Origin of the sequence: Acidovorax sp. 106 (assembly GCF_003663825.1) — a bacterium.
In the GTDB taxonomy this organism is placed as follows: domain Bacteria; phylum Pseudomonadota; class Gammaproteobacteria; order Burkholderiales; family Burkholderiaceae_C; genus Acidovorax.
Genome location: NZ_RCCC01000001.1, coordinates 1,958,411 through 1,982,437, shown reverse-complemented (window position 1 = coordinate 1,982,437; position 24,027 = coordinate 1,958,411). Strand labels below are relative to the sequence as shown.

Annotated in this window: 24 protein-coding genes; 8 read left to right on the top strand and 16 right to left on the bottom strand. The window is 64.9% G+C overall.

The window, feature by feature from the left end; genetic code table 11:
• Positions 1-23 precede the first annotated feature (23 nt).
• Complete coding sequence (locus C8C98_RS08790) at positions 24-1,805, top strand: tannase/feruloyl esterase family alpha/beta hydrolase (RefSeq protein WP_233574499.1); 1,782 nt, start codon at positions 24-26, stop codon at positions 1,803-1,805.
• Positions 1,806-1,986: 181 nt separating this feature from the next.
• Here C8C98_RS08790 and C8C98_RS08785 read toward each other — a convergent pair whose 3' ends face one another.
• The 3 genes from C8C98_RS08785 to pobA form a co-directional block, all read right to left on the bottom strand.
• Complete coding sequence (locus tag C8C98_RS08785; RefSeq protein ID WP_121453955.1) at positions 1,987-3,027, bottom strand: hypothetical protein; 1,041 nt, start codon at positions 3,025-3,027, stop codon at positions 1,987-1,989.
• Positions 3,028-3,359: 332 nt separating this feature from the next.
• The gene (locus C8C98_RS21895; RefSeq protein WP_199726574.1) at positions 3,360-3,527 is read right to left on the bottom strand and encodes a hypothetical protein; all 168 of its coding nucleotides are present in this window, start codon (positions 3,525-3,527) and stop codon (positions 3,360-3,362) included.
• A gap of 260 nt (positions 3,528-3,787) precedes the next feature.
• Positions 3,788-4,960, bottom strand: coding sequence for a 4-hydroxybenzoate 3-monooxygenase (gene pobA / locus C8C98_RS08780; protein ID WP_121456154.1), 1,173 nt, complete (start codon positions 4,958-4,960; stop codon positions 3,788-3,790).
• 103 nt (positions 4,961-5,063) lie between these two features.
• On the opposite strand from pobA, the gene C8C98_RS08775 reads away from it, so the two are divergent.
• Positions 5,064-5,960: a helix-turn-helix domain-containing protein gene (locus tag C8C98_RS08775; protein WP_121453954.1), complete on the top strand. Its 897-nt coding sequence runs from the start codon at positions 5,064-5,066 to the stop codon at positions 5,958-5,960.
• Here C8C98_RS08775 and ccoG read toward each other — a convergent pair.
• The 3 genes from ccoG to C8C98_RS08760 form a co-directional block, all read right to left on the bottom strand.
• The gene (ccoG, locus tag C8C98_RS08770) at positions 5,948-7,411 is read right to left on the bottom strand and encodes a cytochrome c oxidase accessory protein CcoG (RefSeq protein WP_121453953.1); all 1,464 of its coding nucleotides are present in this window, start codon (positions 7,409-7,411) and stop codon (positions 5,948-5,950) included. The genes C8C98_RS08775 and ccoG overlap by 13 nt on opposite strands.
• A 156-nt stretch (positions 7,412-7,567) precedes the next feature.
• A complete protein-coding gene (locus C8C98_RS08765) occupies positions 7,568-8,992 on the bottom strand; it encodes a PLP-dependent aminotransferase family protein (protein WP_121453952.1) in 1,425 nt (474 codons plus the stop codon).
• A 101-nt stretch (positions 8,993-9,093) separates the two neighbouring features.
• Positions 9,094-9,846 (bottom strand): hypothetical protein, encoded by a 753-nt coding sequence (locus C8C98_RS08760; RefSeq protein ID WP_147436352.1) that lies wholly within the window; start codon positions 9,844-9,846, stop codon positions 9,094-9,096.
• A gap of 217 nt (positions 9,847-10,063) precedes the next feature.
• Here C8C98_RS08760 and C8C98_RS08755 point away from each other — a divergent pair, with 217 nt between their 5' ends.
• Positions 10,064-10,441, top strand: a complete 378-nt coding sequence (locus C8C98_RS08755; RefSeq protein WP_121453950.1) for a VOC family protein — start codon at positions 10,064-10,066, stop codon at positions 10,439-10,441.
• 19 nt (positions 10,442-10,460) lie between these two features.
• A complete protein-coding gene (locus C8C98_RS08750; RefSeq protein WP_121453949.1) occupies positions 10,461-10,889 on the top strand; it encodes a VOC family protein in 429 nt (142 codons plus the stop codon).
• A gap of 69 nt (positions 10,890-10,958) precedes the next feature.
• Here the strand turns inward: C8C98_RS08750 and C8C98_RS08745 are convergent, their stop codons facing one another.
• The 4 genes from C8C98_RS08745 to C8C98_RS08730 all read right to left on the bottom strand — a co-directional run bounded on the left by C8C98_RS08745 (position 10,959) and on the right by C8C98_RS08730 (position 15,729).
• The gene (locus tag C8C98_RS08745) at positions 10,959-11,696 is read right to left on the bottom strand and encodes an ABC transporter ATP-binding protein (protein WP_121453948.1); all 738 of its coding nucleotides are present in this window, start codon (positions 11,694-11,696) and stop codon (positions 10,959-10,961) included.
• On the bottom strand, positions 11,693-12,499 hold the full coding sequence (locus C8C98_RS08740; protein WP_121453947.1) for an ABC transporter ATP-binding protein: 807 nt from the start codon (positions 12,497-12,499) through the stop codon (positions 11,693-11,695). Before C8C98_RS08740 ends, C8C98_RS08745 begins: the two co-directional genes overlap by 4 nt.
• Complete coding sequence (locus C8C98_RS08735) at positions 12,462-14,441, bottom strand: ABC transporter permease (RefSeq protein ID WP_121453946.1); 1,980 nt, start codon at positions 14,439-14,441, stop codon at positions 12,462-12,464. The genes C8C98_RS08740 and C8C98_RS08735 overlap by 38 nt, the downstream gene beginning before the upstream one ends.
• A 79-nt stretch (positions 14,442-14,520) precedes the next feature.
• Positions 14,521-15,729 carry an ABC transporter substrate-binding protein gene (locus C8C98_RS08730; RefSeq protein WP_121453945.1) on the bottom strand — a complete coding sequence of 403 codons (1,209 nt, stop codon included), beginning with the start codon at positions 15,727-15,729 and terminating at the stop codon, positions 14,521-14,523.
• Positions 15,730-15,938: 209 nt separating this feature from the next.
• Between C8C98_RS08730 and C8C98_RS08725 the strand changes: the two genes are divergently transcribed.
• On the top strand, positions 15,939-16,712 hold the full coding sequence (locus C8C98_RS08725) for a ferredoxin--NADP reductase (RefSeq protein ID WP_121453944.1): 774 nt from the start codon (positions 15,939-15,941) through the stop codon (positions 16,710-16,712).
• Positions 16,713-17,063: 351 nt separating this feature from the next.
• Here the strand turns inward: C8C98_RS08725 and C8C98_RS08720 are convergent, their stop codons facing one another.
• Positions 17,064-17,909 carry a glycine zipper 2TM domain-containing protein gene (locus tag C8C98_RS08720; RefSeq protein ID WP_233574498.1) on the bottom strand — a complete coding sequence of 282 codons (846 nt, stop codon included), beginning with the start codon at positions 17,907-17,909 and terminating at the stop codon, positions 17,064-17,066.
• 144 nt (positions 17,910-18,053) lie between these two features.
• Positions 18,054-18,926: a YihY/virulence factor BrkB family protein gene (locus tag C8C98_RS08715; protein ID WP_121453943.1), complete on the bottom strand. Its 873-nt coding sequence runs from the start codon at positions 18,924-18,926 to the stop codon at positions 18,054-18,056.
• A 208-nt stretch (positions 18,927-19,134) separates the two neighbouring features.
• Between C8C98_RS08715 and C8C98_RS08710 the strand changes: the two genes are divergently transcribed.
• A complete protein-coding gene (locus C8C98_RS08710; RefSeq protein WP_121453942.1) occupies positions 19,135-19,731 on the top strand; it encodes a shikimate kinase in 597 nt (198 codons plus the stop codon).
• A gap of 93 nt (positions 19,732-19,824) precedes the next feature.
• On the opposite strand, the gene C8C98_RS08705 is transcribed toward C8C98_RS08710, so the two are convergent.
• Positions 19,825-20,274: a hypothetical protein gene (locus C8C98_RS08705; RefSeq protein ID WP_121453941.1), complete on the bottom strand. Its 450-nt coding sequence runs from the start codon at positions 20,272-20,274 to the stop codon at positions 19,825-19,827.
• Between the two features lie 28 nt (positions 20,275-20,302).
• A complete protein-coding gene (locus C8C98_RS08700) occupies positions 20,303-21,001 on the bottom strand; it encodes a DUF6683 family protein (protein WP_121453940.1) in 699 nt (232 codons plus the stop codon).
• Between the two features lie 275 nt (positions 21,002-21,276).
• Between C8C98_RS08700 and C8C98_RS08695 the strand changes: the two genes are divergently transcribed.
• Both C8C98_RS08695 and C8C98_RS08690 read left to right on the top strand, forming a co-directional pair.
• Positions 21,277-22,419, top strand: a complete 1,143-nt coding sequence (locus C8C98_RS08695) for a serine hydrolase (protein ID WP_121453939.1) — start codon at positions 21,277-21,279, stop codon at positions 22,417-22,419.
• Positions 22,420-22,641: 222 nt separating this feature from the next.
• Complete coding sequence (locus C8C98_RS08690) at positions 22,642-22,995, top strand: cupin domain-containing protein (protein ID WP_121453938.1); 354 nt, start codon at positions 22,642-22,644, stop codon at positions 22,993-22,995.
• Positions 22,996-23,118: 123 nt separating this feature from the next.
• Here the strand turns inward: C8C98_RS08690 and C8C98_RS08685 are convergent, their stop codons facing one another.
• On the bottom strand, positions 23,119-23,550 hold the full coding sequence (locus C8C98_RS08685; protein ID WP_147436351.1) for a hypothetical protein: 432 nt from the start codon (positions 23,548-23,550) through the stop codon (positions 23,119-23,121).
• Positions 23,547-24,005 (bottom strand): hypothetical protein, encoded by a 459-nt coding sequence (locus C8C98_RS08680; RefSeq protein WP_147436350.1) that lies wholly within the window; start codon positions 24,003-24,005, stop codon positions 23,547-23,549. The genes C8C98_RS08685 and C8C98_RS08680 overlap by 4 nt, the downstream gene beginning before the upstream one ends.
• Positions 24,006-24,027 lie beyond the last annotated feature (22 nt).

Sequence of the window (24,027 nt, the reverse complement as noted above, 5' to 3'; positions counted from 1 at the left end):
ACCCAGCCGACCCCAACAACCGCATGAACCACTCCAATCAGCGCACGCCTTTATTGCCTTTGATGGGCCAGCCTGCCGCCACGTCTTCCAGCCGCAGCGCCGTGGGTGGCACCCTGGCCCTGTCGGGCATAGCGCTCAGCCTGCTGGCCATGGCCGCCCCGGCCCACGCTACGTTGCCCCAACTCTCGGCGGCGCAGCCCGCCACCTTGCAATCGTGTACTGACCTGGCCAGCCGCCTGAAGCTGCCCGACACACGCATCACATCGTCAGAGCTGGTGAAAGAAGGCAACCTCACCATCAAGGAGATGACCACGCCCGTGCCCGCGCACTGCCTTGTCAAAGGCAAGATGAAAGAGCGCACCAGCCCGGTGGACGGTGCCGCGTATGCCCTGGGCTTTGAAGTCCGAATGCCCGTCCACTGGAACGGCCGCTTTCTGTACCAGGCCAACGGCGGGCTAGACGGAGAAGTCGTCCCGGCCCTGGGCGCTGTCAGCGGTGGTGCCCCTGTGGCCCCTGCGCTGGTACAAGGCTTTGCCGTGCTCAGCTCTGACGCGGGCCACCCCACGCCCAGCCCCTTCTTTGGCGTAGACCCACAGGCCCGGCTGGACTACGGCTACCAGGCCGTGGGTACCCTCACGCCCATGGCCAAGAGCCTGATCAAAAGCGCCTATGGCAAAGGCCCTGACCGCTCGTACCTGGCCGGTTGCTCCAACGGCGGCCGCCACGCCATGGTGGGCGCATCGCGCTATGCAGACCAGTACGACGGCATTCTGGCGGGCAACCCCGGCGTGTATCTGCCCAAGGCGGCAGCCACCCAGTTGTGGAAGGCGCAGCAATACGCCAAGGTGGCCAGCAAAGACGCCAACGGCCAGCCCAACCTCAAATCTGCTGTCACCCCGGCAGAGTTCAAACTCATCAGCAGCAAGATCGTCGAGAAATGCGATGCGCTGGATGGCGTGGCCGACGGCCAGGTCAACGACGTTGCCGCCTGCCAGGGCGCCTTCAACCTGCAGCGCGACGTGCCCACCTGCACCGGCGCGCGCGATGGATCGTGCATCTCTGCAGATCAAAAAAGTGTGCTGTCCACCATCTTCGCCGGGCCCAAAAACAGCAAGGGCGAGGCGCTGTACCCCGGCACTTGGTGGGACCCCGGCGTGATGGGCAGCAACTTTGCCTGGTGGCACTTTGATGCGCCCCCAACGCGCAACGCAGGCTCGGTGGCCTTCATCTTCACCACACCACCCATCTCTGTGGCCGACTTCCGCGCCAAGACGGGCATGCAGTACGCGATGGAGTTTGACCTGGAAACCGACTTCCCCCGCATCTTCGCCACCACCGCGCTGTACCCCGAATCGCCCTGGGACTACATGACGCCACCCAACGCCACAGACCTGAGTGGCCTGAAGAACCGCGGCGGCAAGATGATCGTCTACCACGGCACGGCAGACTCGGTGTTCTCGCCCATCGACACCGCCCAGTGGATGGACCAGCTGCAAGCCCACCACGGCAACCAGGCAAACACCTTTGCGCGCCTGTTCATGGTGCCCGGCATGAACCACTGCTCCGGCGGCCCCGCCACCGACCAGTTCGACATGCTGGCCCCGCTGGTCGCCTGGGTGGAACAAGGCAAGGCGCCCGACACGGTGACGGCCAACGCCCGCGGCGCTGGGGCCAATGTGGTGAACACCGAACTGCCTACCAGCTGGTCCGCCAACCGCACTAGGCCGCTGTGCGTGTACCCGAAGGTTGCGCGCTACAACGGCACGGGGGATGTGGAGAGTGCTAGCAGTTTTAGCTGCAAGTGATGGCGGCTTGAAAGTGCGAAGCCCGGCTTGTGCCGGGCTTTTTTTGTATTAAACATGACTGGACGTACCCCTAGGCAGCCGCATCTAGATCGCCGGACTTGGAGCGCCATGATTTCTGCTGCTCTTAAGGTCGGATTGCCAAAACTGCTTCCCGAAAGACAGATTCTCCTCGTTAATATTCTTAGGGTGAAGATTTCAGTGCTTCCATCTTGCATAGAAGGATGTGGCGCACCGTCGAAAACGCGAGGTGAGAAAGCTCACCAAAAGAATGTTTCCCGGCTCGCCGCGCAGTGACCAATCCCTCATGGGTATACGCAGATCGAACTGCGTAGATCGCCGTAACTTTGCGATTGCACTCTTCCTCGCTGCTAAAAATCCCAGGCTTGGGCGCTAAGGCACTGTTTGGCCCGCAAAACTCCAAAACTAACCTTCTAACGGCGTTTGTGATTGATTCATTCTTGGCGGACCGAAGCACACTGCGGATACGCTCCAGATCCACCGCGCTATCTGCTTGGTACTCTGCCTCCGCATAGCTGACCAATTTGTCCACCGCCTCGCAAGTTCTTGCGCTGGAGACTGTCTGTGTCGCAAGCATCTCCAAGACGGATACAACTCGCAGAAATGAAGACACCCAGCTAGTTGAACGGGTCGCTTCAACATACATTGCGATCGCCAGCATGAGATCTTGATCAGCGGTCAAAGCGAAAGGAGTAACGCCGTCTTGCTGCAACCTACTGACGAACTCGTGGGCAGATCCTAAAAACTTCGGAACCATTGCTGACGTACCGTCGAGCACCACGTACTCATGCTCTGGATAGACGCTTGCACCGGTTGTTGGGATTACCTTCGGCTTGATTGCTTGTATTGGCCAGCCATGTTGGACGCACCTTTTGTCACCCTCTATAAGAGAAAAAGGGGCTTCGACAGGCTCGTGTAGCTCCAGAGGAAAAGAGAGCGCGTGCCGATCAACCAACGAACGATATGCCAACGCAGTCTGCAACTGCGCAAAGAACTGCCGTGCAGAATCCGAATCTTGTATTCCCCTAGCCTCGATGACAACCTCACCGTCTGCAAAGGAAGCGGTACAGGCTTTATCGAGAAATAAGAACTCGCGGGAATGCGGCGGTTCGGCATATCCGAATTGCAGTGCTAGGCGACAGGGCACGCGCAGCGTGAACTCAACAGGCGGAGTACCGCGTGAAATAGGATTCATGGCGTTCATGGTAGCAATGCGGCATAGCTGCAAGCGCACCTTAGATCATTGAACAGCGATGCACCACAGCCATCAAGACTTGGAGAGTGTGGTACCTGTAAACGCTCAAACATCATCCTGCTGCAACCATAGCAAGCGCTACAGCTACGCGTAAGTAAAGGATGCCAATGAGTGGACAGACCCCGACGCGCCACCGAGGCTCAGCCCCGAAGGCCCACGCAGTTCTCAGCCAGCCGAGCGCATTCTAAGACGAGCGAACACGCCAAGCCATTGGCCTGCAACTCTTGGCATGAGCCCGCGAATAAGCGAAGCTGTACACCCACCACCACAGGTGCTGCGCCTTACACATGCGTTCCAGCGCCAGGCGCCCGCTCCGCCGCCTCCTGCCTCAGCCGAGCCTCTTCCTTCGCCTTCTTCCCCTGGTCGTGATGCCACTTGATGGCGTAGAACATGCACGTGCCAAACACGATCACCTTGAAGGTGATGAAAACGACTGGGACCCAATCCATGGTTTGATTTTTCCTGGCGGTTGATTGGCACTTGCTACGGTGAAGTGCGCCGCTTCCAAACGCTGTGTTGGCGGCTGCAGTTCAAGCAACGCCGCATCTGGCGCCTGCAGGACTTGGCCCAGGGTCTGAAAGCTGGGGACGATGTTACCCAGCCCACAGCCCGGGCGAACGCATCAGCTGGGCGCAAATGTGCCCATAGCAGATGGGCGCCGCCTGGGGGCACCGCCTTGATAGCCCTGCCACCAGGCGCTGCCGGGTGCTCAGAACGGCAGGCCGACGTAGTTCTCGGCCAGCGAGCCCTGCGCCCTCTCGGACGAGAACAGATACGCCAGGTCCGTGTCTTGCAGCTTCTGGTCATACGCCAGCGAATCGGGGAAGGTGTGCAGCATGGTCGTCATCCACCATGAGAAGCGCTGGGCCTTCCACACGCGGGCAAGGGCCTTTTCGGAGTATTTGTCCAGGCCGGTGCTGTCGCCGTTTTGGTAGTGCGCCACCATGGCGTGGTACAGGTAGTAGATGTCAGACGCCGCGCTGTTCAGGCCCCGTGCGCCAGTGGGCGGCACGATGTGGGCGGCGTCGCCCGCCAGGAACAGGTTGCCGTAGCGCATGGGCTCGGCCACGAAGGAGCGCAGTGGCGCGATGGACTTTTCGATGGAGGGGCCGGTGATGAGCTGAGCGGCCACCTCGGCGGGCAGGCGGCGTTTCAGCTCGGCCCAGAAGGCTTCGTCGGACCAGTCTTCCACGTTGTCGGTCAGCGGCACCTGAATGTAGTAGCGGCTCAGCACCTGCGAGCGCAGTGAGCACAGCGCAAAGCCGCGTTCGTGCTTGGCGTAGATCAGCTCGGGCGAGACGGGCTTGGTGCGCGAGAGCACGCCCAGCCAGCCGAAGGGATACACCTTCTCGTATTCCTTGAGCACATCGCGGGGGATGGACTTGCGGCTGACGCCGTGGAAGCCGTCGGCGCCGATGACAAAGTCGCAGTCAATGCGCACCACCTCGTCGCCCTTGCGGTAGGTCACGTACGGGTTGGCGCTTTTCAGGTCGTGCGGCTGCACGTCTTCGGCGTTGTGGATGACGATGCCCTTCATGCGGTCGCGTGCTTCGTACAGGTCGCGCGTCAGCTCGGTCTGGCCGTAGACGACCACCGAGCTGCCGCCGCTGTACTTGTGCAAATCGACCCGGTCCATTTGGCCGTCGTGGGCGATGATGAAGCCGTCGTGGATCTCGCCCTCGCGGTCCATGCGCTCGCCGCACTGGGCCTCGCGCATGAGTGCGGCAAAGCCGTGCTCCAGCACGCCGGCGCGGATGCGGCCCAGCACGTATTCGCGGCTTTGGCGCTCCAGCACCACGGTTTCAATGCCTTTGAGGTGCAGCAGTTGCGAGAGCATCAGCCCCGAGGGGCCGCCGCCGATGATGCAGACTTGGGTTTTCATGTTGTCTCCAGATGTGGTTGATTCATTCATGACGTCGGTCAAAACGACCACCCAAAGATACGTGGCACAGTGCCTGCGTTGAATGGACGGATGAATCCAGAACATGCACTTTTCGAACATCGGCACCATCCAGTCGTACAGCCTGTTTGGCGAGTCGCAGCACCTGCCCGATGTGCTGCACTGCGAGACGATTGCCGAGCGGTCGGTGCTGCACGACTGGGAGCTGGCACCGCACCGCCATGCACGGCTGCACCAGGTGTTGCTGGTGGAATCGGGCGGCGGCACGGCGCACCTGGACGATGCGCGCTACCCGCTGCGGCCCGGCACGCTTATCAACGTGCCGCCGGGACATGTGCATGCGTTTCGGTTTCAGCAGCACACGCAGGGCTGGGTGACCACGCTGGCCGATGAGCTGATGGACGAGATTTTTGTGCGCGTGGGCGATGTGCGGCGCGACCTAGCGCAGCCCGCCGTGCTGCCCGCCAATGCCTATGTGAGCCAGACAGTGGCGCAGATATGGCAAGAGTTCTCAGGCCGCGCCAAGGCCCGCGCCCTGGTGCTGCGGGGGCTGAGCGCCACGCTGCTGGGCTGGGTGGCGCGGGCCATGGAAGAGCACCACCCGAGCGAACCGCACCCCGCCGAATCCAGCCTAGTGCAGCGGCTGGAGGCGCTGATTGAGGCGCACTTTTTGGAGCACTGGCAGGTGGCCGACTACGCCCGTGCGCTGGCGGTGTCGCCCACCCACCTGAGCCGCGTGGCACGTGCAGCCACGGGCGTATCAGCCCAGCGGCTGGTGGAGGCCCGCCTGATGCGCGAGGCGCGGCGCAACCTGGCCTACACGCACCTGGGCGTTGCCACCATTGCCTACACACTGGGCTATGCCGACCCGGCGTATTTCACCCGAGCCTTTACCCGCGATGCGGGGGTGTCGCCGCGCGCGTTTCGGGCGCAGGTGTCGGGGGCAGGGGTCAGGCGCTTCGCGCCTCGTCAGCGGGGCTGAATGAAGCTGCTGGAGCGGGTGCGCTGCTGCTGCGCGTCTACCAGCGACTGCACCTGCAAGGCCATGGGTGTGATGGTGGACACGCCCCGGCCAGGGTCTGCGCCGCCGGTGGAGCGGTACGGCTGCACCACCGCCACGGCCACCGTGCGCTCTTCGCCTGATGCGATGACCACGGGCTCTTGCGGCGGCATGCGCAGTGGCGTTTCGCCCGCCAGGGCAATGCGGTAGGCGTGGGCCTGTGTGTCGTAGTTTTGGATGTGCACGCGGTAGATGTTCTCTACATCGCCGTTGCGCAGCTGGCGCGCCATCACGCCCCGGTCGCGCACCACCTCGACCTGCAGGGGCACGCGCCAAGCCACCGTAGCCACCACGGCCAGAGCCGTCAGCCCCAGCAGCGCAAAGTACACCCGCACCCGGCGCTGGCGCAGGGTGTGGCGCCAGTCGGCCCACTGCTGCGAGGCAAAGCGGATGAGCCCTTGGGGCTGGCGCGCCTTGTTCATTACGCGGTCGCACGCATCAATGCACAGGCCGCAGCTGATGCATTCGTACTGCAGGCCATTGCGGATGTCGATGCCTGCGGGGCACACCTCAACGCACAGGTTGCAGTCCAGGCAATCGCCCCGGCGGAATGGTTGCGCGGCACTGGCTGCGGGCACCGCTGCACGCGCCGCTGTCGGTGCCGCAACGTTCGCTACCGTGTGGGCCGTGCTGCGGCGCGGCTCGCCACGGGGCACGTCATACACCACCGACTGCGTTTGCGGCGTGGCCATCACGCCCTGAAAGCGTGCATAGGGGCACATGTGCTGGCAGACCTTTTCGCGCAGAAAACCCGCCTGGGCAAAGGCAAATGCGGCGTAGCCCAGCATCAACGTGGACTCGGCCCCGCCCAGCTGGCCCTGCCAGGTGCGCTGCCACAGTGCTGGCGCGCTGGAGAAGTACGCCGTAAGCGTCCAGCCCAATGCCAGTGACACCGCCGCCCACAGCGCCCAGGTGAGCAACCGCCGCGCCCACACCGCACCCTGCGCGCCACTGGCCTGCCTGCGTTGGCGTTGGCCGGGGGTGCCCTGCACCCGCTGCTCGATCCAGATGAACAGCGCCGTGTACACCGATTGCGGGCACACAAAGCCGCAGAAGATGCGGCCACCCACGGCAGAGGTCACGCACAAACCCAGCGCCCCACCGATTAGCAGCAGCGTAAGCAGCAACAAATCCTGCGGACCGAACAACGCACCGAACAAATGCACCTGCTGGCGCACCAGGTCAAAGCTGACCAGCGGCCGCCCCTGCCACTGCGCCCAGCACAGGCCAAAGAACAGCATCTGCGTGATGCCGATGGACCACCATCGGGCGCGGTTGAAGCGCCCCGCAATGGCACGGATGCCAAACTGCAGCGTGGATTGGGGAGGGTAAAAATGGATGGGCTGGGCGCGTGGCGCGGCGGCGGATGACATGGCTGGCTCCTGCGGCCAGCGGGGTGCCAATGCACCCCCACACAGGCCGCCTTGTGTGCCAACTAGTAGGCCTGTGTTGGGCTACGAAAAACAGCGGCAGAGGCCGCGGTTGGGGGGCATAGCAGCAGCGAGATCAGCCGCTTGGGTGCTACCGCATCACCCCTGCCCAGCCCCCATTCCCCGCACCAACCCGCCCAGCACATGCGTGGCCCGCGTGATTTCGTGTGCCGGGGCTGCGGCAAAGTTCAGACGGATGCAATGCGCAAAGCGCTGATCCGCAGAAAACAGCTGGCCGGGCATGAGGCTCACGCCCGCTTGCAGCGCCTGGCGCATGAGGGCCAGGGCGTCGATGTGGGGGGCCAGCTCTAGCCACAGAAAGTAGCCGCCCTGCGGGCGCGTGACGCGGGTGCCTAAGGGGAAGGATTCGGCGATGGCGTCGATCATCACGTCGCGTTGCAGGGCCAGGGTTTGGCGCAGTCGGCGCAGGTGCAGGTCGTAGCCGCCTTGGGCCAAGTAATCGGACAGCGCGGCCTGCGGCGGCACGGATGCCGAGAGGCTGCTCATGACCTTGAGGCGCTCGATGGCGCGCGTCCAGCGCCCAGCGGCCACCCAACCCACGCGGTAGCCGGGGGCCAAGGTTTTGGAAAACGATGCGCAGTGAATGACCCAGCCTTCAGGGTCAAACGCCTTGATGGGGCGCGGCTTGTGGGTGCCTGCGTACAGGTCGCCGTACACATCGTCTTCGATGAGAGGTACTTGATAGCGCGCCAGCAGGGCAGCCAGGGCTTGCTTGCGGCCTTCGGGCATCAGCGCGCCCAGCGGGTTTTGAAAATTGGGCATGAACCAGCAGGCTTTGGCGTCGCCGCTGGCCAGGGCGGATTCGAGCGCGGCCAGGTCCACCCCTTCGCTGGCGCTGGTGGGCAGCTGCAGGGCGCGCAGCTTCAAGCGCTCAATGGCCTGCAACGGTGCGTAGAAAGTGGGGGCCTCCAGCAGCACGAGGTCGCCCGGTGAGGTGACAGCCTGCAGGCTGAGGTTGAGCGCGTCCATGGCGCCGTTGGTGATGACGATTTCGTCGACCTCGGCACGCACGCCGTCTACCGCGTAGCGCTGGGCAATTTGCTGGCGCAGGCGCAGGTGGCCAGTGGTGAGGTCTTCGATGAGTTTGTGCGGTGGCAGGCGGCGCAGGGCCGTGCCCATGCAGCGGGTCAAGCGATCGAGCGGGAACAGGGCCGGGTCGGGGAAGGCCGAGCCCAGCGGCACCACGTCTTTGCGGCGCGAGAGGTTCAGGATCTCCACCACCAGGTCGTTGATGGCCACGGTGTGGGAGGTGAGCGAGGGGCGCGAGGTGCCCGGGCCTTGCAGTGGCTCTTGCAGGCGCGGCAGCACGTAGTAGCCCGAGCGGGGGCGCGCCTGGATCACGCCGCGCGATTCGAGCAGGTAGTAGGCCTGGAAAACGGTGGACTGGCTGATCTTGCGCCGCTCGCTACACAGCCGCACGGAGGGCAGCTTGTCGCCCACGCGCAGCGAGCCCGAGCGGATCAGGGCGTGGATTTCGTCAGCGAGTTGCTCGTATTGCGTCATGGGGAAGAAGCGTACGCCCAGCGCCCACGGGGTGTGGCGCGGCCTGCTGGTGGCATTTTAGGAGCCCACTGCGCAGCGGCGCGCCCCAGCGCGGCGCACGCTCACAGCAGCGTTTCAGGCGCGGCAATGAGCGACTGGTACAGCACGCCCAGCGCCAGCCGCACAGGCTCGGTCTGTTGCAGCAGGGGGCTGTCACCCAGCCATTCATCAGCGCGAAAAAAGGCTTGATCGACCCGCACGCGGGCCGGGCAGGTGTTGTGCAGGTGGGGTAGCAAGGTGCCGGGCTCCAGGTGCACGCCGTCTTCCTCGCTTTGCAGCACCGCCCAGCCAGCGAAACCTGGCGTGGGTATGGGCGTGGGTATGGGCGTGGGTATGGGCGTGGGTATGGGCGTGGATGCGGGCATGTGCACGGGCACGATGAGCGAGACACCGTCGGCCTGCGCGTTGGCCACGGACTGCACCCAGCCACTGAGGCGCAGGCCGCGACCGCCCTCCTGCGCAGTGAGCGCGGGGGCGTCCAGTGACAGGGGCGCGGTGGCGGCGCGCTGAAAGCTCAGCAGGTCGGGCAGCAGGTGCTCGCACAGCGCCACATTGAACGTCTGCACCAAAAACTCGATGGCAGTGCGCTGGCACCAAAACAGCACCCCAGCCGAAAGCGACTGTGCGCACAGCGAGCGCATGAGCGGCACCAGGTCTTCAGGCCCACCCCCCAAGCCGCCCATGTGGGTGGGAACGGCGCAGCGCAGGTAGTCGACGGGGATGGCCGCACGCAGCGCCTGGGGACTGGAAGCATGGGAGGCAAGCGAGGCACCCCGCACAGGTGGCGGCAGGGAGTGGGATGGGCAAGAAGGCATGCATCCATGGTGCGTCCAACACACTGGGTCGGGCCATGGCAGTGGTGCACAAAACAGACCGTATCAGCGCGGGCTGGGTAGCCCGCTGCGGCATGCAAGCTTGCTGGGCTGTCCCAATGCAGAAGGTCCACTGCCATGCACAAAGCGTGCTGACATACCGCTGTCAGCAGCAGGTGCGCACCATGCGGACTTCCAATTTTTTCCCAAGGAGCCTTTCATGAACAACGCCATCACCTGGTTTGAAATTCCCACACCGCACATCGACCGCGCCCAGGCCTTTTACGAAGTCGTGCTGGGCCAGAGCATGCGGCGCGAGGTGATGGGGCCGCAGTGCGAGCTGGCGGTGTTTGCGTACGACAAAGCCACAGGCGTAGGCGGCGCGCTGATGACGGGCACGGCCGCTGCGCAGCCCAACGGGCAAGGCACGGTGGTGTACCTGGATGCATCACCCTCGCTGGACGCTGCACTGGAGCGTGTGATTGCGCAGGGTGGCAAGATCGCATTGCCGCGCCAGGCGCTACCCCCGGGCATGGGCTTTTTTGCGCACATCCATGACCTGGATGGCAACCGCGTGGGGCTGCACGCGTCAAACTGACCTTTGAAAGGACAACGCCATGGAAACCCAGGAACTGCATCGCGGCCGGCTGATCGATCACGTCCAGCTGGTGGTGCGCAATCTCGCGGCCAGCCAGGCCTTTTACGCGGCGGCCTTCAAGGCCCTGAACGTGCCCATGGGCGGTGCCACCGCAGAGTATTTCTGGGCAGACGAGCTGTTTGTCTCGACCGCCGACAGCGTGGCTGCGCAGGGCCACCTCACGGGCCGAGTGCATCTGGCCTTCCAGGCGCAGGACCGGAACATGGTGCATGCGTTTTACGAGGCCGCCTTGGCCCACGGCGGGCAGGACAACGGGGCACCGGGGGAGAGGCCGTACCACCCCGGCTACTACGCGGCGTTTGTGCTGGACCCGGACGGCAACAACATCGAGGCCGTGTTCCATGGCGAGGCCAAGCGCAGCGCGCCGTCTGTGGAAATCACCTTCTAAAACGATAAAAAGAGACTGGCCCAAGCTGCGGCCAATGCGGCCAATGCGACCAATGCGGCTGAAGCGCGCTCACACCCCCAGGGTGGTTTTTCGGATTTCGGCATTGCCCACCACATCGGCCATGCGGCCCTGGTGGGCGATCTGGCCTTGCTCGATGAGGTAGGCGCGGTCGGCAACGGCCTCAGCAAAAGGCAGGTTCTGCTCGCTCAGCAGCACGCTCACGCCCTGCGCCTTGAGGGATCGGATGGTGCGGGCCATTTGCTGCACGATGAGGGGGGCGACCCCCTCGGAGGGCTCGTCCAGCAGCACCAGCAATGGCTGGCCCATGAGCGTGCGGGCCACGGTGAGCATTTGCTGCTCGCCCCCGCTCATGCGCCCGCCGGGGCGCTGGGGCATTTCGCCCAGGTTGGGGAAGAGTGCAAACAGCTTCTCGGGCGTCCACTCGGGGGCGGGTGCGCCATCAGGCCAGCGGCGGGGGCGCTGGCGGCCCACTTCCAGGTTGTCCATCACAGACAGGTCGGTGAAGATGCGGCGCTCTTCCGGCACATAGCCCAGGCCCAGGCGGGCAATGTCGTGCGGCTCGCGCCGCGCAATGTCTTGCCCCAAAAACTGCACGCCACCGCGTCGCGCCACCATGCCCATGAGGGCCTTGAGCGTGGTGGACTTGCCCGCGCCGTTGCGGCCCATCAGGGCCACGACCTCGCCACGCCCCACCTGCAGCGACGCATCAAACAGGATTTGCGCAGCGCCGTACCAGGCGTTGAGGCCTTGCACCTGCAGCAGTGGCGCCATTGCGTTTTCTGTCATGCGGCCGTCCCCACATCAAAGCCCGCGCCCAGGTAGGCCTGCTGCACGCGCGCATCGGCCTGGATCTGCTCGGGCGTGCCCTCGGCCAGCAAGCGGCCCCGCACCAGCACCAGCACGCGGTCGGCCTGGCCAAACACCACATCCATACTGTGCTCGGTGAACAGAACGCCCATGCGGCGCTCGCGGGCGATTTGTCGGGTCAGGGCCATCAGGGCCTGGCGCTCGGCCGGGGCCATGCCTGCGGTGGGCTCGTCCATCAACAGCAGGCGCGGGCTGTGGGCCAGTGCCATGGCCAGCTCCACGCGCTTCACATCACCATAGGCCAACGCGCTGCAGGGGCGGTCGGCCTGGGCGTGCATGCCCACCTGCGCCAGCAGGGCCAGGGCATCGGCAGGGCGGTGCATGCCCGCGGGGCGCCAAAAGCGGTAAATGCGGCGGTCGGCTGAGAGCAAGGCCATCTGCACGTTCTCCAGCACGGTCAGCGATGCAAAGGTCTCGGCAATCTGAAAGGTGCGGCCCACGCCTTTGCGCCAGATGGTGCGGGGCGGCAGGCCGGTGATGTCGGCATCACCCAGTTGCACCCGCCCCGCATCAGGCCGCAGTTGGCCGCCCACCATGTTGAAAGTGGTGGACTTACCCGCGCCATTGGGACCGATGAGGGCGAGCATTTCGCCCGCAGCCAGGTCAAAGCTGACCTGATCGACCGCCTGCACGCCGCCAAAGGCGCGGCACAGGCCGGTGACCTGGAGCAGGGGCGGCGCTGTCTTATCCACGCGAGCCCCCTTGGCCACCAGAACCTGCATTGGCACCTGCATTGGCACCTGCATTGGCACCTGCATTGGCACCTGCATTGGCACCTGCATTGCGGGCCTGCCAGCGCTGCGCCAATTGCTGACCAAACCCTGCGATGCCCTGCGGGAACAGTAGCACCAGCGCCAGCATGGTGCCGCCCAGCACGGCGCGCCAGTAGTCAGTGTTGCGGGCCACGGTGTCGTGCAGCCAGGTGAACACGGCGGCACCCACCAGCGGGCCCGAAAGCGTTTGCACACCGCCCAGCAGCACCATCACCAGCCCATCGACCGATTTGCCCACCGACAGCCCTTCGGGCGAGATGCTGCCTTTGGAGAACACATACAGCGCCCCAGCGAGCCCCGCCATCACCCCGGCCACCACAAACGCCGCCCACTGCAGGCGGCGCACGTCTACCCCCAGCGCATCAGCGCGCAGGGCCGAGTCGCGCGCGGCGCGCAGCGCCAGGCCAAACGGGGCCAGCAGCATGCGGCGCAGCAGCAGCACGGCAGCGGTCACCACGACCAGCGTGAGGGCGTAGTACACCAGCGGATGCGCCAGCCACGCAGCGGGCCACACGCCCGTGAGGCCGTTGCTGCCACCTGTGACGGCGTCCCACTGGTAGCACAGCGCCCAGGTGATCTGCGCAAAGGCCAGCGTGAGCATGGTGAGGTACACGCCCGACAGACGCACGCACAGCCAGCCGTACAGCAGCGCACCCAAGCCTGCGGCCAGCGGGGCCAGCAGCAGCACCAGCTCCATCGGCACTCCAGCACTGCGCACCAGCAGGGCCGCAGCGTAGGCTCCCAGCCCAAAGTAGGCCGCATGGCCAAACGAGTGCAGGCCCGCAGGGCCCATGATGAAGTGCAGGCTGCTGGCAAACAGGGCGGCCACCAGCACATCGACCAGCAACACGGGCAGGTAGGGCCACACACCTGCTGCCAGGGGCACCAGTGCCAGCAGCGCGATCACGGCCCAGCCCAGGCGGCGCAGGCCCGCGCTGGCCGGGCGCAGAGGGGCCTCGGCATGGGCCAGCGCGCGCACGGTGGCTTGCGGGCGGCCCAGCAGGCCCCAGGGGCGCCACACCAGCACCACGGCCATCACCACAAATTCGACCACCAAGGTCATCTTGGACAGCGACAGGCTCACGCCCGCCACCTCGACCAGCCCGATCCAGATGCACAGGGCTTTGAGTTCGGTAATCACCACCGCCGCCACCATCGCACCGGTGATGGAGCCCATGCCGCCCACCACCACCACGACAAACGCCGCGCCAATGGTGAGCAGGTCCATCTCCAGGTGGGCAGGCTCGCGCGGCAACTGCAGGGCGCCGGCCAAGCCAGCCAGCAGTGCCCCCAGTGCAAACACCGAGGTGAACAGCCAGGCTTGGTTGACGCCCAGGGCGCTGACCATTTCGCGGTCTTGCGTGGCGGCGCGCACCAGCGTGCCCCAGCGGGTGCGGTGCAGCAGCAGCCACAACAGGCCCAGCACCACAGGGCCAACGGCCATTAGGAACAGGTCGTACACCGGGAACTGGCGACCCAGGATGGGCACGGCGCCTTCCAGCCCCGGCGCGCGGGGGCCAAACAGCTCTTCAGGCCCCCAGGCCCACAACACCGCATCCTTGATGACCAGCACCAGCGCAAACGTGGCCAGCAGCTGGAACAGCTCGGGCGCACGGTAAATGCGCCGCAGCAGCGCCACCTCGACCACCGCCCCCAGCAGGCCGGTGGCTACGGGCGCCAGCAGCAGCGCGGGCCAAAAGCCCAGCGTGGGGGCAAGCCTCTCGACCAGCGTGTAGGCCAAGTAGATGCCGAGCATGAAGAACGAGCCATGCGCAAAATTGACGATGCGCATGACCCCGAAGATGAGCGACAGCCCCGCCGCCACCAGAAACAGCGACGAGGCTGAGGCCAGCCCGTTGAGCAGTTGAACGACCAGGCCGGAGAAGCTCACAAAGATAGGGTCCGTGGCAAGGCGAGTCGATGGGAGGGATCAGGTCGGTGAGAAGTCGCTCAGACAGCGTCCAGTGGCATCAATCCGCCGGGCGCAGCTTCTTGACTTCATCGGCGCTGGGCTGAAAGCGTGCACCGTCGGCGTAGCGAAAGTCCACCATCACGCCCTTGCCACCGTCGTTGCGGGTTTTGCCCACATAGGCGCCCATGGTGGACTGGTTGTCCTCCGGACGGTAGCGGATGCGGCCAAAGGGTGAGGTCACTTCCAACCCCTTGAAGGCAGCGATGAGCTTTTCGGTATCGGCCCCGCCTGCCTTGCGCATGCCAGCGGCCAGCGACTGCACGGCCGAATAGCCCACCACCGAGCCCAGGCGCGGATGGTCTTTGAACTTGGCCTGGTAGGCCTTCAAAAAGGCCTGGTGCTCCGGCGTGGTGATGCCGTACCAGGGGTAGCCGGTCACGGTCCAGCCGTTGGGGGCTTCGTTCTTCAGCGGGTCCAGGTACTCGGGCTCGCCCGTGAGCAGGCTGACCACTTCGCGCCCCTGGAACAGACCACGCGTGTTGCCCTCCCGCACAAAGCGGGCCAAATCGGCACCGAAAAGCACGTTGAACACGGCGTCGGGCTTGGCGTCGCCCAGAGCCTGCACCACGCTGCCCGCATCCACCTTGCCCAGCGGCGGGGCCTGTTCAGCCACAAACTCCACGTCGGGCTGGGCCTGCTTGAGCAGCCGCTTGAACGTGGCAGCCGCAGACTGGCCGTATTCGTAGTTGGGGTAGACGATGGCCCAGCGTTTCTTTTTGAGCGCAGCCGCCTCCGGCACCAGCATGGCCACCTGCATGTAGGTGGAGGCACGCAGGCGGTAGGTGTAGCGGTTGCCGTTTTCCCACACGATCTTGTCGGTGAGCGGCTCAGCGGCCAGGAAGAACACCTTTTTCTGGCGCGCAAAGTCCGTCAGCGCCAGGCCGATGTGCGACAGAAAGCTGCCCATGAGCACGTCCACCTTCTCGCGGGTGAGCAGCTCGTCGGCAGCGCGCACTGCGTCGCCGGGGTTGGCGTTGTCATCGCGCACGATCAACTCGATCTTGCGGCCCTGGATGCCGCCTGCGGCGTTGACCTCTTCCACGGCCAGCTCCATGCCCTTCTTGTAGGGCTCCAGAAACGCAGGTTGGGCCTTGTAGCTGTTGATTTCGCCGATTTTGATGGGGCCCTGCGCCAGCGCAGAGCCTGCCAACAGGCCCAACCCGACCAGGGGTGCCCAGGTTCGGAGCAAAGCGGTGCATAAGGGCATGACTTTTCTTTCGTTTGAATCAAAGGCTTGAGGGCCGACAATGTACCCGCGCGCCCAATTGCCTGACAATAGGCGGGTTTGCCTGCTAGCCAAAGGCGCTTCGGCCCTCAGAACCTGTTCTTGTTGTGTACGCGCCAGCCAAGCTCTGTTGTTCCGCCAATGCTCGGTGTCTGGCGGCCGCTCCCTGATTCTCATCTCTGCAAGAAACCATGAGTGCTTTTCTCGAAGAACGCGTTCTGACGGTCCACCACTGGACCGACCGCCTGTTCAGCTTCACCACCACCCGCGACCCCGCCCTGCGGTTCTCTAACGGCCATTTCACCATGATTGGCCTGAAGGTGGATGGTAAAAACCTGCTGCGCGCCTACTCTATCGCTAGCCCCAACTGGGAAGAGCATCTGGAGTTTCTATCGATCAAGGTGCCAGACGGCCCGCTGACCTCCAAGCTGCAAAACATCCAGGTGGGCGACACCATCATTGTGGGCAAGAAGCCCACCGGCACGCTGCTGATCGACTACCTGCTGCCCGGCAAGAACCTGTACCTGATCGGCACCGGCACGGGCCTGGCTCCCTGGCTGTCCATCGTGCGCGACCCCGAGACCTACGAACGCTTCGAGAAAGTGATCGTGGTGCACGGCGTGCGTGAAGTGAACGAGCTGGCCTACCAAGACCTGTTCGAAAAAGAGTTGCCCAACCACGAACTGCTGGGCGACATCGTGCGGGACAAGCTGATCTACTACCCCACCGTGACGCGCGAGCCCTTCCGCAACCAGGGTCGTATCACGGACCTGATCGATAACGGCACCTTCCCCGCCAACATCGGCCTGCCGCCGCTGGACCCGATCAACGACCGCGTGATGCTGTGCGGCAGCCCCGCCATGCTGAACGACCTGAAGGCCATGCTGGAAAAGCGTGACTTTGAAGAAGGCAACACCAGCACCCCTGGCGACTTTGTGGTGGAACGGGCCTTCGTCGAGAAGTAAGAACCTGTTCAAGGTCTTCTCGGGGTCGCACAAGCGCCTTGCCGGGATGGGATGCAAGGCGCGGTGCGCCGCCAATAGCCCGGCTATTGGCAAGCGCCGCAACGCCGCAGACCGCCCGGCAAGCTACTTGCCCGCAAGGGTTGGAGTGAAATCGGGCGATTGGATGCCCCGCCTGCTTGCATGGGCACGAGCCCATGCGGCGCATCCGAGGCACCCACTCATCCCGATTGCACTCCAATGCGATCCCCGAAAAGACCTTGAACAGGTTCTAAGCCAAGCGCTGCAGCCGAAACAAAGGGAGCCCGAGGGCTCCCTTTTTTCATGCCAACCCACGCGGGTGACGCCACACGCTCACTGCTGCATGGCCACGTAGCCGGGCTGCGACACCGTCTGGTACTGCGGCTGGGGTTGCTGCGCTTGCGGCATGGCGCGTTCATCGGCCACCCGGAAGCCCTTGCCCTGCAGCACCACGGGGGTGCCCACCGCAGGGGGTTGTGCGCGGGTGAAAACGCGGCTGGAGCCGTCTTCCATGCGCACACGCACCTGGTAGGTGGTTTGGGTGCGGGTGCGCTTTTCAATCTGGTGCCCGGCGTAACCGCCGCCCACGGCACCCAGCACAGTGGCGGCGGTACGGCCGTTGCCCTTGCCGATCTGGTTGCCTACCACTGCGCCCAAAACGCCTCCAGCCACCGCACCCACGCCCGTGGCGGGGGCGGCCTGTTCAATGGCCTGTACCGATTCGACCTGGCCGCATGTCTTGCAGATGCTGGCCGAACGCTGGGCCACAGGAATGCCCGCATTGCCCTGAGGGACGTTCGCAGAAGGCTCGGGCCAAGCGCCACCCTGTGGCGCCGCCACCGGGCGTGGCTGGCCGCCCATCGGTGCAGCAGCGGCGGGAGCGGCAAACCCGGACGCCTGAAGGCCCTGCCCGCCCTGCCCAGCGGGCAGTGGCTGCAGCGATGAGCCCAGCGCTGGCGCAGTCAACCCCCCAGGTGCTGCGGCCAAGGCGGCAGGCTGTGCGCTGGAAGCGGCCGCCTCTGCACCGGGGGTGCCGGTGTGCTGCACCACCAGCACCGTTGCCAGCGCCACTACGCAAGCGCCCAGGCCGCCAATGGCCACCCACATCCACTTGAGAGCGCCAGGGGCCCTATTGGCACCTGCCACACCGGGCAGAGTCATGGGGGTAGCGGGTTGCACGGAGAGTGTGTTTGCTTTGTGCATCGTTTTCCTTTTCTTTTGATGGCCCGGGCCAGATGTGCCCTGCCGTACTTGCATGTGCCTAAGGTACACAGCCTGGGCGCTGAATGCAGGCACTGGCCGGTAAGCGTTGTAAGAAGCTGTTCAAAGCAGTGGATGCGACTCGCCGCCTTCCAACTCCTGCCAGGCCCGTGCGCAAGCCGCAGACAGCAGCAGCACCGCGGACGAGAAGTAAATCCACATCAACACCACCACCAACGAACCAGCGGCCCCGTAGGCTGACACGACGGCGGCCTGCGACAGGTACAGCGCCAGCCCGTGGCGCCCTACCGTGAACAGCACGGCCCCGCACAGCGCGCCGCGCACTAGGTAACGCAGCTGGGGTTTGGGCCCCGTGCTCATGCGCAGCAGCCCGGCAAACAGGGCCGCGCAAATGGCAAAACCTGCCGTTTCATTGAGCAGCTGCAAGGCAGGCGCCACCAAGCGCCACGTCTGCGCCCAAGCCGCCAGCACATTGAGCAGCGCCGACACAGCCAGCGACACCAGCAGCAAGAAGCCAAAGGCCATCACATAGGCCACGCCACGCAAGCGCAGCGACACCCCTTGCCACCAGGGCGCCTCAGCGCCCGACCCCGGCCGCTCCAAAGCCCACAGCCGGTGCAGCGCCGCCTGCAGCTCGCCAAACACCCCGGTGGCGCCAAACAACAGCACCCCCAGGGCCAGCGCCGACGCCATCACACCCTGCGCAGGTTGCTGCGCGCTGGCCAGCGCCTGCTGCACCACGGCCGCGCCCTGCGCACCCAGCACTGTGCCGATTTGCGCGACCAAGCTGTGCTCCAGCTGGTCACGGTCTAACCACCAGCCCAGCAGCGCTACCAAAAACACCAGCAAAGGGGCCAAGCTCAGCACGCCGTAGAACGACATTGCCGCACTCATGCGTGCGCCGTCGGCCCCCGACCACAATCCCACCACCCTGCGCGCCCAACCCAGCCAAGAGCGGACATGCGTGGAAGACATTGCCCCGGCGGTGTGGAGGCTGCCCTGACCGGGCTCATGAGGAGTCATCGGGCAAGGGTATGCCAGCGCACTCAGCGCAGCTATCAGCACAACGCGAGGCCACGCGTCAGCCAAAGCTGACAAGCACGTCGCGTCGCAGCGTCGCCCCCCGCCCTTGCCGGGGCCGTAAACTCACCCCCCAGTTCAGTTGGGGGAAGACAGGAGATTTATGCAAGTTCGCTGTGCACTGGTCGGCATGCCCGGCTCGGGCAAATCCACCGTAGGCAAGCAGCTCGCCCAGCGGCTCGGTGTTCCCTTCATTGACCTGGACCACCAACTCGAATTGGTGCTGAAAACCAGCATCCGCAATTTTTTTGAGACCGAGGGGGAGGACCGCTTTCGGGACCTGGAGGCCCAGGTGCTGGCCGACACCACCGCCCAGCCCGGCGGCATGGTGCTGTCTACCGGCGGCGGCGCCGTCCTGCGCCCCGAGAACCGCGAGGTGCTGCGCCAGTTTGGCAACGTGCTGTACCTGCGCGCCTCCCCAGAAGAAATCTTCAAACGCGTCAAGCACGACCGCACCCGCCCCCTGCTGCAGGTGGGCAACCCCCTGCACCGCCTGCGCGAGCTGTACGCCCAGCGCGACACCCTGTACCGCGACACCGCCACCTATGTCATCGAGACTGGCCGACCCACCGTGCACACCCTGGTCAACATGATCATGATGCAGCTGGAGATGGCCCAAGGGGCCCAGGAGCCACAAGTGCCGCATGGCACGCCAGATGCCCCAACCCTGCCGGGCATGCCGCACGCAGACGGGACCTGAATCGGTTACTACAAAAACAATAGCTGCCAGCGCTTTATTGGTAAGCGCTAGCAGCTATTTTCTTATGAAATATTCGCGGCAAATGGCCTGCCCCTACCGCGCTTGCAACTGCCCCTCAAACACACAGGCCGCGCCCCGGTAGGCGCCACAACCCGTCTCTGACACCCAAGCCTGTCGCCCATTGGCATCCACGCGCACACGCACCTCGCAGGCGGCAGCGTCGGGTTCAGGCCGGTAGGGCTTGAGCACCAAGGTGCCTTGCTGCCACTGCCCCAGACTGTCCAGGCCCCCGCTGCACTGCGGTGAGCCCACCGTGAGCGCAGCAGCCACGGTGCCGCGCTCCGCATCCAACACAATGAGCCGCAACCGCAGTTGCCCCACCAGGGCCGGGCCATCCCACTGTGCCGCCAGCCGGCTGGCTGGTAAGGCCGCGCTGGCGGCCGGAGCGGGCACCGGGGCCTGGGCCCAGCAGGCGGGTAAGGCGGACAGCACCGAGGCGAACAGCACGCAAACGCTGCGCAATGGCTTTTCAAGCCCTGCCATGGCATTGCCCTCGTAGGGACCGGACGCCTTAAACAATCCGCATCCCCGAAGACGTGATGCGCAGGCGGCTCGCATCCACCTTCAAAAACCCCTCAATCATCTGCTTGCCCAACTGGCGCATCTGGGCCTCCAGGGCCGGATCAGGCTGCTTTTGCAACTGCACCTGGGTGGTAGCCATCAGCATGCCCAACATCACCATCACGTCGTACATGCGTTGTTTGTCGGCATTGCTCACCCTGGCGAAGTCGCGCTGGCTCGCCAGCCCGTTCCTGAACTGGTGGGCCAGTGGCTTCACATAACCGTTGCTCAGAGTTTGGTTGTTGTAGGCCATGTAGGCACCCGCCAGAAACGATGCCATCCCTGAGGCCACATCGTTGGTGGGTACGCCCAACTGCCGCGCCACCTGGGGGTAACTGTTGTGCAGCGCCAGGAAACCCTGTCGCATCTGCGCACGCTGCCCGGGCGGGAAATAGCCCACCAGCATGTCCAGCCCCGCTACGCTGGTAGAGCGTGTGAAACGGGCATTCGCTTGCGCAGGCTTGGACACCTCGGTGCCTATACCACCACGGCCTGCCCGTGCGGCGCGCTGCACTTCCTCGTTGAGCAAGTAGTGACCCGCACCGATGGACAAATTCATCGCCCCATCAGCACTCATCCAAGCGTTGGCAGGGGACATGGAGGTCAACACCATCGCGGCAGCGATGCACAGGTGCTGGAGGACTTTCATGGGCGGAGCAGATTGAAGACAAGCGAATCGACCGAATGGTGAGCGGGGCCATTGCGTGAATACACGCCAGCACCGGTGCGCAGATTGGGGTGCATCGTATCGACCGCCGCGATGAAAAGCTGCCACAAGCACGGCCCGTTTCCTTTGTTGCAACTCGTGATGATTGCGCGCCGTAGAACGCTTGCGGGCAGTCCCTGGGTCAGGCGACCGGCTGCAACTGGATGCAGTCCCGTGCAGAATCAAGGCCCACCCCACACACCACCCCAGGGAGCCCCATGAACCCCACCGCACTGGCGCGCCTGCGCACCGTTCTGGAACGCGATGTCGCCCAAGGCCTGCTGCCCGGTGCGGTGGCGCTGGTGCAGCACCGGGGCCACACGGTGCTGCACGAAGCCGTGGGGCGGCAGCGCCCTGGCGCCGACAGCCCCGCCATGGCGCTGGACACCGTGTTCCGCATTTATTCCATGACCAAACCCATCGCCTCGCTGGCGGCGCTGATGCTGATGGAGGAAGGCCGCTTGCTGCTGGCGCACCCGGTATCGCACTACCTGCCCGCGTTCAAGGGGCAGCAGGTGTACCAGCCCGCGACCGGCGCCATGGCCCCGGCCACGCGCGAGGCCACGGTGCACGACCTGCTGCGCCACACCGCAGGCCTGGGCTATGCGTGGGATACGGGGCCGATTGCAGAGCAGTACCGCAATGCCCGCGTGGGCTCGCGCAGGCACAGCAACCAAGAGCTGGCAGCGGCCCTCGGCCCGCTGCCGCTGCTGCACCCACCGGGCAGTTGCTGGGAATACAGCCGCGCCACCGATGTGCTGGGCGCGGTGATCGAGCAGATCGAAAGCGCCCCGCTGGGCCAGGTGCTGATGCGGCGCATTCTGGAGCCCCTGGGCATGCACGACACCGGATTTTCGGTACCCGCCGCAAGCCGCCATCGCCTGGCCGAGCCCTTTGCCCACGACCCGCAGACCGGTGCAGGCGTCACCCTGATCGATGTGGACACACCACCCCGCTTTGAATCGGCCGGGGGCGGCCTGGTCTCCACCGCTGGCGACTACGCCCGCTTCTTGCAGTTGATGCTGGGCCGGGGCACGCAGCACACCAGCGCAGGCCCCGTGCGCCTGACCAGCCGCGCCACGGTGGACTTCATGACCGCCGACCACATCGGCGCCCTGCCCCGCGCAGGCGGCATCCTGCCCGAGGGCTACGGCTTTGGCCTGGGCGTGGCGGTGCGCACCGCCACCGGCAACGCCACCCGCCCCGGCAGCGCCGGGCACTACAGCTGGAGCGGCATGGGCGGCACTTTCTTCTTTGTGGACCCGGCCGAGGACCTGTTCGCCATCCTGCTCACGCAGGCACCGGGGCAACTGCAGTACCTGTGCGAGTTGTTCCCCACGCTGGTGTACGCCGCGCTGTAGCCCGCAAGGCACGGCCAACCCCCGCAGCACTTTGCGCTGCCAGGGCCCCTGCATCGCACATTTGCCACCACGGCGGGCCACCACTTTGGCACCCGCCCCAGGGCGGTCTGGCCTAGCATTCATACCATCCGGTGCCCCTGCGCACCCAGGGGGTTGCCACACGCAGGCCCGGGGGGCAGGGGTGTCAACCCACACCACACTGCACACCCTGCAAGGCCTGCCATGACCCGCAAACTCGTCACCTTCCACTTCGACCAACTGGGCGAGCCCCGCGAATCCAGCCCGCCTGCCGATCGCGTCATTGAGGGCGACATCGTCTGCCGCAACTGGGACATCGACAGCGCCAAGGACGGCAAGGTGCGCGCGGGTGTTTTTGAATCCACGCCCGGCACCAACCGCTCCATCAAAGGGGAGACCTGGGAGTTTTGCTACATCCTCAGCGGCGTGGCCGAGATCACCGAAGACGGCCACGCCCCCATCACCTACCGCGCGGGCGACTGCTTCATCATGAAGCCCGGCTACCTGGGCACCTGGCGCACGCTGGAGACGGTGCGCAAGGTGTGGGTGGCGGCTTGACGCCGTGCACGCATTGCGCCTGCGTGATCTTCAATTAAATTGGCCTCTAGCGCATATTTAATAAGCGCTGACAGCTCTTATTTTCATAGCAATTACACCCACATCACACAACGCGCCAAGGACTCAGGGCGCTTTGCAGGCAGAGGCCCCGGCCAACGTGGGCTCCATCGCCAGCCCGGTGCGCTTGGACGCATCTTCCTTGAAGATCATGAGGTAGCAACGCTCGGTGTGGGGTTCAAAGTCCACCAGGTACTTCTGGCCCGCCGCCGGCACAATGCTGACGCGTGCGTCGCAACGGAACACGACGTTGTTGCGCTGCTCGTTGTAATACACACTGATTTTCACCCGGCGCCCCGCAGGGATGGGGGCATATCCATCACCATCGTTCGCGGGCTTGTACAGCGCACCATCCACGCACAAAAGCTTGTCGCCAACGCCCTGCATGTTCAGGCGGGCAGCGGGCGCGCCGGGTGCGGGCCGGTACTCGGGCAGCGAGGCACAGCCCGCCAGCCACACCGCTGCCAACACCATCGCCACATGACAACTGCGCCTCATGGGGTCACCCCTTTCTTCACTTCAGGCCCCAGTCGGGCCAGCACCTCTTTGGTGTTTATCAGGCCTTGCGCGGGCGCGTTAAAGAACAAGATGTACGCATAGGCGCGGGCGGGCGAAGTGAACGTAACCGGCAGGTTGCTACTGGTGCGCTTGTCCAACGCTGCCGCCAGCAGCGTGGGGTACAGGGCGAAATAGGCCTTGTTTTCGCGCTGGGCGATTTCGGCGCACCGGTACACGAGGTAACGGCCCACAGCCTCGTTCTCGGTCAATAAATTGCCATGAAAACTGACCTTGATGAGCTCTCCCGGCCCTTTGACCTCCCGGTAGCCAAAGGTGCCCGTTCCAATCAACGCATTGGACGAACCCTGATAACCCGTGGCACAACCTGCCAGCAGCGTTACCGCCACTGCCGCCGCAGCCGTTCCAGCCAGTGGCCTGGCATATCGCTTGAACACAATAGTTCCCTCCGTAGATTGA

Coding starts and splice junctions, on each gene's coding strand:
- C8C98_RS08790 (WP_233574499.1), top strand. CDS start 24: ATGAACCACTCCAATCAGCGCACGCCTTTATTGCCTTTGATGGGCCAG.
- C8C98_RS08785 (WP_121453955.1), bottom strand. CDS start 3,027: ATGAACGCCATGAATCCTATTTCACGCGGTACTCCGCCTGTTGAGTTC.
- C8C98_RS21895 (WP_199726574.1), bottom strand. CDS start 3,527: ATGGATTGGGTCCCAGTCGTTTTCATCACCTTCAAGGTGATCGTGTTT.
- pobA (WP_121456154.1), bottom strand. CDS start 4,960: ATGAAAACCCAAGTCTGCATCATCGGCGGCGGCCCCTCGGGGCTGATG.
- C8C98_RS08775 (WP_121453954.1), top strand. CDS start 5,064: ATGCACTTTTCGAACATCGGCACCATCCAGTCGTACAGCCTGTTTGGC.
- ccoG (WP_121453953.1), bottom strand. CDS start 7,411: ATGTCATCCGCCGCCGCGCCACGCGCCCAGCCCATCCATTTTTACCCT.
- C8C98_RS08765 (WP_121453952.1), bottom strand. CDS start 8,992: ATGACGCAATACGAGCAACTCGCTGACGAAATCCACGCCCTGATCCGC.
- C8C98_RS08760 (WP_147436352.1), bottom strand. CDS start 9,846: ATGCCTTCTTGCCCATCCCACTCCCTGCCGCCACCTGTGCGGGGTGCC.
- C8C98_RS08755 (WP_121453950.1), top strand. CDS start 10,064: ATGAACAACGCCATCACCTGGTTTGAAATTCCCACACCGCACATCGAC.
- C8C98_RS08750 (WP_121453949.1), top strand. CDS start 10,461: ATGGAAACCCAGGAACTGCATCGCGGCCGGCTGATCGATCACGTCCAG.
- C8C98_RS08745 (WP_121453948.1), bottom strand. CDS start 11,696: ATGACAGAAAACGCAATGGCGCCACTGCTGCAGGTGCAAGGCCTCAAC.
- C8C98_RS08740 (WP_121453947.1), bottom strand. CDS start 12,499: ATGCAGGTTCTGGTGGCCAAGGGGGCTCGCGTGGATAAGACAGCGCCG.
- C8C98_RS08730 (WP_121453945.1), bottom strand. CDS start 15,729: ATGCCCTTATGCACCGCTTTGCTCCGAACCTGGGCACCCCTGGTCGGG.
- C8C98_RS08725 (WP_121453944.1), top strand. CDS start 15,939: ATGAGTGCTTTTCTCGAAGAACGCGTTCTGACGGTCCACCACTGGACC.
- C8C98_RS08715 (WP_121453943.1), bottom strand. CDS start 18,926: ATGTCTTCCACGCATGTCCGCTCTTGGCTGGGTTGGGCGCGCAGGGTG.
- C8C98_RS08710 (WP_121453942.1), top strand. CDS start 19,135: ATGCAAGTTCGCTGTGCACTGGTCGGCATGCCCGGCTCGGGCAAATCC.
- C8C98_RS08705 (WP_121453941.1), bottom strand. CDS start 20,274: ATGGCAGGGCTTGAAAAGCCATTGCGCAGCGTTTGCGTGCTGTTCGCC.
- C8C98_RS08700 (WP_121453940.1), bottom strand. CDS start 21,001: ATGAAAGTCCTCCAGCACCTGTGCATCGCTGCCGCGATGGTGTTGACC.
- C8C98_RS08695 (WP_121453939.1), top strand. CDS start 21,277: ATGAACCCCACCGCACTGGCGCGCCTGCGCACCGTTCTGGAACGCGAT.
- C8C98_RS08690 (WP_121453938.1), top strand. CDS start 22,642: ATGACCCGCAAACTCGTCACCTTCCACTTCGACCAACTGGGCGAGCCC.
- C8C98_RS08685 (WP_147436351.1), bottom strand. CDS start 23,550: ATGAGGCGCAGTTGTCATGTGGCGATGGTGTTGGCAGCGGTGTGGCTG.